Raw genomic sequence first — 12816 nt, 5'->3', positions numbered from 1 at the left:
TTATTTGGAATTGAAAAAAGCACCGTAATCGGTGCTTTTTTAATTCTTTTTAAACGTATTAAGAACAGCCCGCACGAGACCTCCCAGAAACTTCGGTAGCTTGATTGTATAAAATCTCATGACTTCCCTCCTACACACCATTGCTTCTGCAATATAGCAAAGAGTATGAATTAATCAGTGCTTCTTACCACCAATAATATGCCAGAAGAAAAGGAAAAAGTACCTTTTTCCACGACAAGTTCATTGCTTATACATAATGTAGATCCCATAGAAAGTGTTCGATTCGAGAGAGGATATTTAAATCCTTGCAAGGTAATGCCAGAAACAAATTCAGAAACGGACAAAAAGGAAACATAAGGAAACCTACTATTTAATGTGAGCAAGTACGTGCCTGGCTTCTTCATTTGTATTTCATTTTTACAATCAATTATAGTTATTTCTGTTTTTTGATTGATTGCTTTCATGAGCATTTGCACATTTGCTAGTTCATGATCCAATCTTCCTCCCGTCGCACCAAAGACACGTATACAATCCGGTTCTTGTTGCAAAGACCAGTTAATGGCCAACTCTAAATCTGTTTCATCCTTTTCCTTAGGTACAATATGAAGTTCGTCCGTTCTCTGTTTCATCCACTCCAACTCTGTCGTTGAAACCGAGTCATAGTCACCAAATGCTACATAAGGAACAATTCCTTTTTGTAGCAAATGATATACACCTCGGTCAACCGCCACCCAGGTTACCTCCTCATTGTAATACTGCTCAAAGTCTGGATGAAGATGAGTTGGCCCGCCTGCCATTATATGAATAATCATAGTCCCTACCTCCGATAGAAATAACTGAAAAAGGAGATAACATAACAGGAATATAGCCATTCCTTGCTAGGTCATCTCCCGAATTTAAACGTTCTTTCCAGTGTATCCTTACAAATAGCCTCGTGCTACGCAACCTAATCGATGTTTACTATAACACTTAACCACGGATAGCTTGAATTGCTGCCTCACGATCTTTTTGGTTATATACCGCAGATCCCGCAACTAAAACATTTGCACCGGCTTCTCTACAAAGAGCTGCTGTTACCGGATTAACACCGCCATCAACTTCAATTTCAACTGTAAGATTTTTCTCTTCTACCATATTTGCTACTTCTTTAATTTTCGGCAAAACCGAATGAATAAAAGATTGACCACCAAATCCCGGATTGACAGTCATAAGCAATACCATATCAACATCCTCGATAATATGCTTAATCATCGATACTGGCGTATGCGGATTTAGAACAACCCCCGCCTTAATCCCAAATGATTTAATGAGCCCAATCGTTCGGTGTAAATGTGGACATGCTTCTACATGTACGGTAATAATATCCGCTCCAGCTTTTGCAAACGCAGGAATATAGTTGTCTGGATTTTCAATCATAAGATGAACATCAAGAGTTAGGGATGTAATGGGACGAATTGCTTCTACAATAAGTGATCCGATTGTAATATTTGGAACAAAATGTCCATCCATTACATCGACGTGAATATAATCCGCACCCCCTTTTTCTACATCTTTAATTTCTTCCCCTAATCTAGCAAAATCTGCTGATAATATCGATGGTGCAACTTTAATCATAACTTAATACCTCGGCTTTCTATCTCGAATCTCTTGAATAAATTGAACGTAATGATCATATCGATAACGTGGTATGATACCCGATTCAACTGCCTCTTTCACCGTACACTTTGGCTCAGACAGATGGGTACATCCTCTAAATTTACAATGTTGCTTTTGCCTCTTTAGTTCAACAAAGCTTTCCGCCACATCTTCTATATTCATATCGGTAAACTCAAGGGAGCTAAAGCCAGGCGTATCGGCAACGAGGCCACTACCAACCTTTATTAGTTCAACATGACGTGTCGTATGTTTGCCTCGTCCGAGATGCGTTGAAATAATATTTGTTTTTATAGCAAGTCCTGGTCGCAATTGATTAAGAAGAGAAGACTTACCAACGCCAGATTGTCCTGCAATGACAGAAATACTATTTTGCAATAACGAATGCAATTTTTCAATGCTCGGTTCTTCCCGTTTAGATGTTAGCAACACTTCGTAACCAATTTTCCTATAATCTGCAACGTATCCTTCTATTTCTTGTAAATCTTCCTTGTCCACTAAATCCATCTTACTAATACATATAATAGGCTTAATACCGTTAAATTCTATAAGCACAAGAAATCGATCAAGCAGAAGTGTACTGAAATCTGGTTCCACAGCGGAAAAGACGAGAATTGCATTATCCACATTAGCTATCGGAGGACGAACAAGCTCATTTTTCCGATGAAGAACTTCGAGAATATAACCTTCTGTTTCATTATCCGCTTGGAATTCAACTAAGTCGCCAACAAGAGGGGTTATTTTATTCTTACGAAAAATACCACGACCCCGACACTGTGTAACTCCTTCGTCATTTTCAACATAATAAAACCCGCTTAATGCCTTTATTATCATGCCTTGTGGCATACACTCACTCCTTGATTTATCACTGGTACGGTACTACTTTTTCAGTAATCGTTACACCATCACGAACAATTTTATAGCGCCCTGTTTTCCCGTATGCAATTGTAAAATCTAGAGAAATCGTGCTTGACGCCGTAATCGTTTTCGTTTGAACTGGCTTATCATACGTAGTATTCATATCTTCCATATATATATCCACTGTTTGTGGTTTATTATCTGCTGACGCCTGATACGGAATTTGAATATCACTAACTGTAACCTTTTTTGGCGGATTTGTTGAACTTACAGGATTTGAAGGATTGGTTGTAGCGTCCTTCGGTCCAGATGAAATCACAACAGAAATAAGATCTCCTTCACGTACTGCTGTATCTGCTTTTGGAGTTTGTGAAATAACATTTCCTTTTGCAACTGTATCTGAGTTTTGTTGAGTCACTTCAACATTTAGCTTACTGTCCGAAATATAGCTTCTCACATGACTTTCAGTCCATCCTGTAAAATCTGCAAGTGCAATTCGTTTTGGCCCATTACTAATCCAAACTCGAAACTCCTGATCCTCCTCAATTACTTCCTGACCAGCAGCAGGAGCTTGCTCAATAATTTGACCTTTTGGTTTGTCACTATCGATGTAGTATGGCGTAACACTTGCAAAATTTTGTGTTACTTCATCTTGAACACTATCAAATGATTGACCTACATAATTCTTAACTTTTTGCTTTTTCTTTCCGCCCGATTGATAAATGGTAATCTTCGAATTTTCTTTGACTGTCGTTCCTGCTTTTGGATTTGTCTTTATGACTTTTCCCTCTTCTATTTGATCGGTATATATAATTTCAGGGGTCGAAGCAACTTGAAGTTTGCTCTGACTTAATATATTAACAGCATCGGCATATGTTTTGCCTGATACATCGGGTATCTTTACATCTTTTGGAATGAAAAAATTTGGAACAACAGCAACTGCTGCAACAACTCCCAAAGTAAGCAAAACAAATACAACAAGCAAACTAATCATAAGCCTACGCTTTGGTTTTTTCTTTTTACCTACTTCCTTATCTTTCATCGGTTCTTCTTTTGAATCCACTTTTCCTGTATTGATAATTGTCTCATCAGATTCACTTTCAGGAAAAGCTTCTTGACGTATTATCGGAAGAGCCTTCGTAGCTTCCTCATCTTCTAGAATATGAAAGCGTTCCTCATTGGCCCTCTCGGGAAAAAGAGCCGTGACAATATCTTGCTTCATCTCATCAACAGATTCATAGCGATAAAAAGGATCCTTTGCAGTTGCTTTTAAAATAATATTTTCTACACTTTGAGGAATATCAGGATTCCACCGCTTTACTGAAGGTGTTTCATTTTGTAAATGTTTAAGAGCAATAGACACCGCAGATTCTCCTGAAAAAGGAGGACGTCCTGTTAAAAGTTCAAACATTACAATTCCAAGTGAGTAAATATCAGATTTTTTATTTGCCACACCGCCCCGTGCTTGTTCTGGAGATAAATAATGAACAGAGCCCAAGACAGAATTTGTATGAGTAATCGTTGTTGCTGAAGTAGCCGTAGCTATTCCAAAGTCTGTAACCTTAACTACACCATCATCACGAATTAGAATGTTTTGTGGTTTAATGTCTCGGTGTACAATTTCAAAATGATGGGCATGGGACATGGCTGATGCAAGTTGCTCCATTACATCTAATGTTTCTGTTACCGATAACATTCCTTGCTGCACAATATACTGTTTCAACGTTCTGCCTGGAACAAATTCCATTACTAGATAATAGATACCTTCTTCTTCTCCAACATCATATATATTAACTATATTAGGATGGGACAGCGTTGTAACAGATTGTGCCTCGCGATGAAAACGTTTAATAAACTCTTCGTTATTTGCATAATCCAGTCGGAGTATTTTTACAGCAACATCGCGGTCCAAAATATCGTCGTGTGCTAAATAAACATTAGCCATTCCGCCTCCACCAATCATTTTGAGCAACTTATAACGATCATTTAGGCGTCTTCCAATCATCACGGTGTTAATCACCCACTTTCACTCACTGAATCGATGTATTGAACAATTACAAGAGTAATATTATCTTCCCCACCCATGTCATTTGCCTTTTGCACGAGTTCTTCTCCCTTACCTTGTAACTCTTGATTAGATAGTAAGATTTGTTGCATCTCTTGCTTTGATACCTTATTTGATAAGCCATCTGAACAAAGTAACAATTGATCACCATGTTCTAAAATCAGTGTTTTGCTGTCTAAATTTGCTTGTTTTTCCGTTCCTAACGCACGAAGGAGCACATGTCTACGCGGATGAAATTCCGCATCTTCTTTTGAAATCTCCCCGTATCGCACCAGTTCATTAACAAGAGAATGGTCTTCAGTAGCAAGGGATAGTTCTCCATCTGAGACGATATAGCACCGACTATCTCCAATATGACCGATGGTTACGAATGCCTTCGTACAAATGGCGGCGACCATGGTTGTCCCCATCCCTTTACACTCTTCGTGTTCAAATGAATAATTAAATATTTGTTCGTTGATGATTTCAACATGATCATACAGCCATTTTTCTGCAAGCTTAGGGGTATCTATGCCTTGTGCTTGCTTCCAAAAGTCATGAAACAGTTGGATAGCCATCTGACTTGCTACATCTCCAGCCCGGTGACCACCCATACCATCTGCTACTATTGCTAGAATATCACCCTCAACATTGTAAAATACTCCAGCACTGTCTTCATTATGTTGACGAACCTTTCCTCTGTCGGACAGAAAAATGGTTTTCATCTTTTCACCTCGTCTCCTCTTTGCGCTCCTTTGCACGCAATTGACCACAGGCGGCATCAATATCAGAGCCTTGTTCACGGCGTATGGTAACATTGATACCATGGCTTTTTAACGTTTTCTCGAAGCGGAAAATTTGCTCACGCGGCGTTCTAACGTAATTGCGTTCAGGAACATAATTCACTGGAATTAGATTCACATGACAAAATAAACCTTTTAGAAGCTTTGCTAATTCTTCTGCATGCTCCACTTGATCGTTTTCTCCGCCAAATAAACCGTATTCAAATGTTATGCGACGGCCTGTTTTTTTTGTATAATATTTTACAGCTTCAATCAAGTCAGGAAGCTTGTATGCTCGGTTAATTGGCATTAGTTTAGAGCGTAATTCAGTATTTGGAGCATGCAAGGAAATAGCAAAGTTAATCTGCATATTTTCATCAGCAAAATCATAAATTCTTGGAATAATCCCACTTGTAGAAACCGTAATATGACGAGCACCAATATGAATTCCTTGTTCATGATTTACAATACGTAAAAACTTGACTAAATTATCATAATTATCGAACGGTTCCCCAATTCCCATGACAACGATTGAACTTACCCGTTCTTCCATTTCATCTATAGCACGCTGTACATTTACAATTTGTGCAACGATTTCTCCCGATGCTAAATTTCGTTTCAGCCCTCCGAGTGTCGATGCACAAAATGTACATCCGATTCGGCATCCTACTTGCGTTGTAACACAAACTGAGTTTCCATATTCATGCTTCATCAATACCGTTTCAATCGAATATCCATCATGTAGTTCAAATAAAAATTTAATCGTCCCATCAGCCGAAACTTGTTTTACTAGCGTTTTTAAAGTAGTAATTTCAAAGAAATTCGGCAATTTTACTCGTAATTCCTTAGAGAGATTCGTCATCTTTTCAAAAGAATCTACTCGTTTTTTATACAGCCAATCAAATATCTGCCCAGCCCGAAAAACGGGTTCTCCTTGCTCTTTTAACCAAGCTTGTAAATCTTTCAGGTCTAATGAATAAATAGAAGGCTTCTTCACTTCTACATTTGCATTATTTTCAATTATCATTTCCATGTTGCTACACCCTCTTTCGTAAACATGCTATATAAAATCCATCCGTAAGGAAATAATGAGGCAAAATTTGCAATTGTCCATCTTTCACATACTGTCTTGCTACAAGCGGAAGTCGATCCCGGACAGTGTCATCCCATTCAAAGTCTGGATGAGTCCGTAAAAATGCGTGAATAACTTGCTCGTTTTCTGTCTGTTCAATCGTACACGTACTATATACAAGTCGTCCACCCTTTTTTACAAGAGGGGCAATCTCCTGCAGAATCGCAAGCTGAATGTGAGATAAATGTTCGCTATCTTCCTGCTTTTTACCAAGCTTAATATCAGGCTTTCTGCGAATTACACCAAATCCGGAACATGGAGCATCAACTAACACTTTATCAAAGGATTCATCATGAAACGAGTTTCGGGCTTTTCTAGCATCGAGTACCCTTGTTTCTATATTTTGCAAATGAAGACGATTCGTCTGCGCATCAATAAGTCGTATCTTATGTGGGTGTAAATCTAATGACACTACATGTCCTGTGCCTTGTAATCGTTCGGCAATATGACAAGATTTTCCTCCTGGTGCGGCGCAACTATCTAACACAACTTCTCCGTCTTTTGGATCTAGCGCTCTTGCAACAAGCATACTACTTTCATCTTGAACAGATAGAAACCCATCTCGGAACGCTTTCGTATGAGCAACGTTCCCCTTTTCTATTACAATTGCATCTTCAGATAATGCACCACGTTTTGCCTCTACCCCTTCACTTGCAAGCATGACAATAACATCTTCTATAGTAGTACGATTTACATTTACACGTGCCGATGCTACTGGAGGAAGCAAATTAACCTCACAAATTTGTTTGGCTTCTTCCATACCATAACATGATATCCATTCTTTCACGAGCCAATCAGGATGACTAGTACAAATAGAAAGACGTTTTGCTTCATCTGAAATAGCCGTCAAAGACGCAACACCTTGTCGTTGTACTGAGCGAAGTACACCATTAACAACAGAACTAATTCCTTTATGTCCTCGTTTTTTTGCAATCTCCACTGCCTCGAAAATAACGGCATGAGCAGGAACGCGATCTAGATACAGAAATTGATATAGAGAGAGACGCAGTAAGACACGTACCCACTGCTCTATATTTCCTCGAAGAAATGGTTTTAAATAATAGTCAAGTGCATCTCTTTGCTGAATCGTTCCATATACAATTTCGGTAAGCAGACCCACATCTTTTCCTTCTATTTTATTCTTTTCGATTAGTTGATTCAGCAGCAAGTTGCTGTAGGCCCCGTTTTTTTCTACTTGTAGTAGCCCTTCAAGTGCAAGTTCACGCACATTTTTATTCATTCTTCTATTCCTACCTTTGTGCCAACGCTAAGGTGTGTCCCATGTAAAAATTGTGCGCCTGTCATCCGTTTTTTCCCGGATGGCTGCAAATCTGTAATTTTAATTGCGGTTTGATTGCCTGTTGAAACGATAAATCCGTCATCTTCTATGCTGATTACGGTTCCCGGCTCTGCACTGCTAGCTTGGACTTTTTCTCCCCACCATACTTTCATAACTTGACCGAGCATTGTCGTATATGCAACCGGCCACGGATGTAGACCGCGTATATGATTGTAAATTATTTCTCCGTCTTTGCTCCAATCAATCTTCTCTTGCTGGCGTTTAATGTTTGATGCAAAAGTTGCCTGCTTATCATCTTGCTTAATTGGTGTTACTGTACCTTCCATAAGATGAGGAAGGGTTGTTGACAATAATTCTGCTCCTGCAAGGCTTAGCTTATCGTGAAGCGTTCCAACAGAATCATGCTCTAAAATCGGCACCTCTACCTGTGTAATAATATCACCCGCATCAAGTTTTTCAACCATATACATAATTGTAACACCTGTTTTTTCTTTTCCTTGCATAATAGCGTAATGTATTGGAGCACCTCCGCGTAATTCTGGAAGTAAAGAAGCATGTACATTAATACAACCATATTTAGGAGCATCAAGTAGTTCTTTTGGAAGGATTTGTCCGAAAGCTGCCGTAACGATTAAATCAGGCTGCAAGGCAAGTACATGTTCGTATTCACTTTTCTCTCTAATTTTTAATGGTTGTAAAACTGGAATATTATGTTTTTCTGCCTCCACCTTAACTGGCGGCGGTGTTAGTACTCTTTTTCTTCCAACTGGTCGATCGGGTTGTGTTACCACTCCAATTACTTCATATCCATCCGCTAGTATACGACGTAATACGCCGACAGAAAAATCAGGTGTTCCCATAAATACAACTTTCACCATTTGAAACTCTCCTTTATGCTTCTTCTAACTCGCCAGGCTCATAATATCGATTCACATTTGACGTAAATAAAACACCATGCAAATGATCCAGTTCATGCTGAATTGCTCTAGCTAGAAATCCATCTGCTTCTAGTACAAACACTTTACCAAAGCGATTGTATGCACGAACTTTAATATACTCCGCTCGCGTTACTTCACCATATAAATCGGGAAAGCTAAGGCAACCTTCAGGTCCTATCTGCTCTCCTCGTTTTTCTATAATAATGGGATTAATAAGATCAATTCGTCCATGCTCATCATCTACGTCTACAACTGCGATTTGCTGCGTTATTCCCACTTGCGGTGCAGCAAGCCCAACTCCATCACTGCTAAGCATTGTTTCATACATATCATTTAATAGTTTTCTTATTTTCTTATCATAAACCAATACAGGTGTACATTCCGTTTCTAACACCTTACTTGGATACTTCACTACATTTAATATTGCCATAACTTCCTCCACTACATGAGCATCGTTGGATTAAAATCAATCGAAATCTGTAACTGATGCTTTGTTATTTCTGTTTGATAATGTTCCATTACAAGACGTAATACTTGCTGTAAGTTCGGTTCCCGTTTGTATTTTATCATGCATTGATATCGATATCTATCTTTTACCCTTGGTATTGGCGAGGCGGCTGGACCAAGGATAAGTGATTGTTGTGAGCATTTTTGTCTTAGAATGGATACAATCTGCTCGGTTGTGTGCACAGCCTTTAGTAATTCAGGATGCGAAACTGTTACAAGAGTTAAGTAAAAGTAAGGGGGATATTGATGGAGTTTACGTATATACATTTCCCGTTCAAAAAAAGCATCATAATCCTGTATTTTTGCAAGCTGTATACTATAGTGTTCTGGTGTATAGGTTTGAATGACCCCTTCTCCTGGAAGCTCATGACGTCCTGCTCTGCCACTCACCTGCGTTAACAATTGAAATGTTTTTTCACTGGAACGAAAATCTGGCAAATGTAACATCGTATCGGCTGTTAGCACGCCTACTAATGTAACATTCGGAAAATCTAAACCTTTTGCAATCATTTGCGTCCCCAGCAAAATATCAGCCTTACCTTCTCCAAATATTTTTAGCAATTTTTCATGGGAACCTTTTTTACTCGTTGTATCAACATCCATTCGAATGATTCGAGCCTCTGGAAATAACTTTTGCAATTCCTCTTCAACCTTTTGTGTACCTGTCCCAAAAAAACGAATATAATCGCTTTCACATGCTGGACATACATTTGGAATTGGTTGCTCATATCCACAATAATGACATTTCAATTTTTCCTGCTTTCGGTGATACGTAAGAGAAATATCACAGTGTGGGCATTGCAAAACATAACCGCAATCTCGGCACATGACGAAAGTAGAATGACCTCTTCGATTCAAAAATAATATACTTTGTTGTCGTTTTTGAAGGCGGTCTTCAATTTTTTCATGTAAGCTTTTAGAAAACATAGAGCGATTTCCTTCTCTAAGTTCTTCTCTCATATCAACAATTTCCATTGTCGGCATCTCTTGATTATTCATTCTTTTCTTCATAGTAAGGAGCTTATACACACCTTTTTTCGCTCTGGCAAATGTTTCGAGCGTTGGTGTTGCACTTCCTAAAAGAATTGGACAATGATGATGAATGCCTCTCTCAATCGATACATCCCTTGCATGATAACGGGGATTATCTTCCTGCTTATAGCTTGATTCATGTTCTTCATCAACAATAATAATACCTAGGTTTTCAAAAGGGGCAAATACAGCTGAGCGAGCACCAACTACAACTTTCACTTCTTTTCGTTGAATTTTTCGCCATTCATCATACTTTTCTCCAACCGATAAAGCACTATGTAAAACGGCAACTTGCGATCCAAATCGACCTTTAAACCGTTCTACCATTTGTGGTGTTAATGCGATTTCCGGAACGAGTACGATGGCTTCTTTCCCTTTCTTAATAACTTCTTCAATTGACTGCAAATAGACTTCTGTTTTTCCGCTTCCTGTAACTCCATAAAGTAAAAATACATGATGCTGTTCCTCGTTTATACTAGAGAGAAGATTCGTCATCGCCTCTTGCTGCTCGTCTGTCAGCATAAGTGATGTTGTTTTTTCAAAGCTATCATCATCATACGGATTACGATATACTTCCACATATTTTGTTTGTAAAAGTCCTTTCTTTTCCAATGCCTTTACAGGTGAATCCGTCACTTGCAATTGTTCCTTTAGCTGATGGAGAGGTATGGGCTCGCTATTTTCAAGAAAGTAATATAGAATGTCTTGTTGTTTTTCACTACGCAATGTTTGGACAATCCCTTCTAATTCTTGTTTGCTAGCAAGCGGCCATACAATACGTTGTTTCTTTTTTTGAACGCGATCCTTTACATCGTATACAACCTCAACAGCTCCATCGGCAACACTTTGACGAATAAAACGATAATAAGATTCATCAATATCGCTAAAGTCTAACGAATTTTGCTCGCCAAATAACAGTTGCAACTCTTGCGGGGCTTCTTTCAAGTTACGCATCACAAGATGTTTATTATAATTTGCTTTCATCGCTGTTGGGAGAATGGCTTGAAAGGCAGAAATGGTGAAACAAAGAGTTTCCTTCGCTAACCAGAATCCCAGTTGTAGCATTTCTTCATTTAAAGCTGGCGTAACATCCAACAATGTATCAATTTCCTTTAATTTATCAATTTCAACATCCATTGTATCTTTCGTAGCAATTACGAAGCCTTGTAGCTTGCGAGATCCAAATGGTACAACAACCCGTACTCCTGTTTGTACAAGATCTTCCAAGCGGTTCGGAATTTTATAATCGAATGGTCGGTCCGTCTGTTTCGCCGGAACATCCACGATTACACTCGCTATTTTCATACTTTCTCACCTAAGAGATTGCTGAGTTCCGTTAAAATATGTGTGGCTACCTGTTGCTTGCTTAACTTAGGAAGAGAAACAATTTCCCCATTTCGCTTGTACATCGTGACAATATTTGTATCCGTTCCAAAACCCGCACCCTCAGCTAATACATTGTTAGCAACAATCATATCTAAATTTTTTGATGCTAGCTTTCCTTTTGCATATTCTTCTACTTTATTTGTTTCAGCAGCAAATCCTACTAGCGTTTGCTTCGTTTTTCGTTCGCCAAGTATTTTTAAAATATCTGGTGTTCTTTCTAATTCAAGTGTAAGATCGTCTGCCTTTTTCTTCATTTTTTCCTTATGAACTATTTTCGGACGATAATCAGCTACCGCAGCTGTTTTAATAACTGCATCCACCGCATCATACTCATTCAATACAGCGCGTAGCATATCTTCCGCTGATTCTACGTTCACTACACGGACACCCGCAGGAGGTTGTAGATTGGTCGGACCTGAAATTAAAATAACCTCAGCCCCGCTCTGTACTGCTTCATCCGCTATGGAATATCCCATTTTCCCAGAAGAAAAGTTCGTCATAAATCGAACCGGATCAATTCTTTCACGGGTAGGACCTGCTGTAATGAGAATTCGTTTGCCTTGTAGTGGTAAATCACGAGAAACAAACGTTTCAAGCATGGCAACAATCGTCTCGGGCTCCTCCATCCGGCCTTTAGCCACATATCCACATGCTAGAAAACCTTCATTGGGTTCAATAAAATGGTAGCCAAATTGCTCCAACGTTTTTATGTTTTTTTGAACCGCAGGGTTCTCATACATATGTACATTCATAGCTGGTGCAATAAAGATAGGTGATGTTACAGCGAGTAACGTAGTAGACATCATATCATCAGCAAGACCATTTGCCAGCTTTCCTATTACGTTTGCAGTAGCTGGAGCAATTAAGGTAAGATCAGCCCAATCAGCTAAATCAATATGCGCGATTACTGAAGAATCCTTTTCATCAAATGTATCGGTATACACATCATGACGTGATAAGGCTTGAAAAGTAAGTGGCGTAACAAACTTACGTGCAGATTCTGTCATAATAACCTTTACGATTGCACCAGCTTGCGTAAGTTTACTCGTTAAAGCTGCCGCCTTAAAAACAGCTATTCCACCAGAAACACATAATAAAATTTTCTTTCCTTTTAACATTTTATTTCGCCCCATTTCTCTTAAAATGAAACTTCTCCAATTTGGAGATTCCCTATCGTAAAAAAA

Annotated in this window: 12 protein-coding genes; all 12 read right to left on the bottom strand. The window is 38.9% G+C overall.

All coding sequences use genetic code 11. The features are described 5' to 3' along the window. Positions 1-39: 39 nt before the first annotated feature. Positions 40-120: a stage V sporulation protein SpoVM gene (gene spoVM / locus ACAN53_RS03670; RefSeq protein WP_379970248.1), complete on the bottom strand. Its 81-nt coding sequence runs from the start codon at positions 118-120 to the stop codon at positions 40-42. Between the two features lie 50 nt (positions 121-170). Then, complete coding sequence (locus ACAN53_RS03665) at positions 171-872, bottom strand: thiamine diphosphokinase (protein ID WP_379967173.1); 702 nt, start codon at positions 870-872, stop codon at positions 171-173. Positions 873-969: 97 nt separating this feature from the next. Further along, positions 970-1614, bottom strand: coding sequence for a ribulose-phosphate 3-epimerase (gene rpe, locus ACAN53_RS03660; RefSeq protein WP_379967170.1), 645 nt, complete (start codon positions 1612-1614; stop codon positions 970-972). A gap of 3 nt (positions 1615-1617) precedes the next feature. Further along, on the bottom strand, positions 1618-2499 hold the full coding sequence (gene rsgA, locus ACAN53_RS03655) for a ribosome small subunit-dependent GTPase A (RefSeq protein ID WP_379967167.1): 882 nt from the start codon (positions 2497-2499) through the stop codon (positions 1618-1620). A gap of 19 nt (positions 2500-2518) precedes the next feature. Continuing rightward, the gene (gene pknB, locus ACAN53_RS03650; RefSeq protein ID WP_379967164.1) at positions 2519-4519 is read right to left on the bottom strand and encodes a Stk1 family PASTA domain-containing Ser/Thr kinase; all 2001 of its coding nucleotides are present in this window, start codon (positions 4517-4519) and stop codon (positions 2519-2521) included. Between the two features lie 8 nt (positions 4520-4527). Then, positions 4528-5280 carry a Stp1/IreP family PP2C-type Ser/Thr phosphatase gene (locus ACAN53_RS03645; RefSeq protein ID WP_379967161.1) on the bottom strand — a complete coding sequence of 251 codons (753 nt, stop codon included), beginning with the start codon at positions 5278-5280 and terminating at the stop codon, positions 4528-4530. A gap of 4 nt (positions 5281-5284) precedes the next feature. Further along, positions 5285-6370, bottom strand: coding sequence for a dual-specificity RNA methyltransferase RlmN (gene rlmN, locus ACAN53_RS03640; protein WP_379967158.1), 1086 nt, complete (start codon positions 6368-6370; stop codon positions 5285-5287). Between the two features lie 4 nt (positions 6371-6374). Continuing rightward, complete coding sequence (gene rsmB / locus ACAN53_RS03635) at positions 6375-7709, bottom strand: 16S rRNA (cytosine(967)-C(5))-methyltransferase RsmB (protein ID WP_379967155.1); 1335 nt, start codon at positions 7707-7709, stop codon at positions 6375-6377. After that, a complete protein-coding gene (gene fmt / locus ACAN53_RS03630) occupies positions 7706-8647 on the bottom strand; it encodes a methionyl-tRNA formyltransferase (protein ID WP_379967152.1) in 942 nt (313 codons plus the stop codon). Before fmt ends, rsmB begins: the two co-directional genes overlap by 4 nt. A 13-nt stretch (positions 8648-8660) precedes the next feature. Continuing rightward, positions 8661-9137: a peptide deformylase gene (gene def, locus ACAN53_RS03625; protein WP_379967149.1), complete on the bottom strand. Its 477-nt coding sequence runs from the start codon at positions 9135-9137 to the stop codon at positions 8661-8663. Positions 9138-9148: 11 nt separating this feature from the next. Beyond that, complete coding sequence (priA, locus tag ACAN53_RS03620) at positions 9149-11551, bottom strand: primosomal protein N' (RefSeq protein WP_379967146.1); 2403 nt, start codon at positions 11549-11551, stop codon at positions 9149-9151. Further along, complete coding sequence (gene coaBC / locus ACAN53_RS03615) at positions 11548-12750, bottom strand: bifunctional phosphopantothenoylcysteine decarboxylase/phosphopantothenate--cysteine ligase CoaBC (RefSeq protein WP_379967143.1); 1203 nt, start codon at positions 12748-12750, stop codon at positions 11548-11550. The genes priA and coaBC overlap by 4 nt, the downstream gene beginning before the upstream one ends. Between the last annotated feature and the right edge of the window lie 66 nt (positions 12751-12816).

Origin of the sequence: Ectobacillus soli (assembly GCF_042610425.1) — a bacterium.
Taxonomy (GTDB): Bacteria; Bacillota; Bacilli; order Bacillales; family Bacillaceae_G; genus Ectobacillus.
The sequence above is the reverse complement of the archived record's forward strand: the minus strand, read 5'-3'. Positions and strand labels throughout refer to the sequence as shown.

Bases quoted from the DNA above. Each gene is read 5' to 3' on its own strand.
- spoVM (WP_379970248.1), bottom strand. From the start codon at position 120: ATGAGATTTTATACAATCAAGCTACCGAAGTTTCTGGGAGGTCTCGTG.
- ACAN53_RS03665 (WP_379967173.1), bottom strand. From the start codon at position 872: ATGGCTATATTCCTGTTATGTTATCTCCTTTTTCAGTTATTTCTATCG.
- rpe (WP_379967170.1), bottom strand. From the start codon at position 1,614: ATGATTAAAGTTGCACCATCGATATTATCAGCAGATTTTGCTAGATTA.
- rsgA (WP_379967167.1), bottom strand. From the start codon at position 2,499: ATGCCACAAGGCATGATAATAAAGGCATTAAGCGGGTTTTATTATGTT.
- ACAN53_RS03645 (WP_379967161.1), bottom strand. From the start codon at position 5,280: ATGAAAACCATTTTTCTGTCCGACAGAGGAAAGGTTCGTCAACATAAT.
- rlmN (WP_379967158.1), bottom strand. From the start codon at position 6,370: ATGGAAATGATAATTGAAAATAATGCAAATGTAGAAGTGAAGAAGCCT.
- rsmB (WP_379967155.1), bottom strand. From the start codon at position 7,709: ATGAATAAAAATGTGCGTGAACTTGCACTTGAAGGGCTACTACAAGTA.
- fmt (WP_379967152.1), bottom strand. From the start codon at position 8,647: ATGGTGAAAGTTGTATTTATGGGAACACCTGATTTTTCTGTCGGCGTA.
- def (WP_379967149.1), bottom strand. From the start codon at position 9,137: ATGGCAATATTAAATGTAGTGAAGTATCCAAGTAAGGTGTTAGAAACG.
- priA (WP_379967146.1), bottom strand. From the start codon at position 11,551: ATGAAAATAGCGAGTGTAATCGTGGATGTTCCGGCGAAACAGACGGAC.
- coaBC (WP_379967143.1), bottom strand. From the start codon at position 12,750: ATGTTAAAAGGAAAGAAAATTTTATTATGTGTTTCTGGTGGAATAGCT.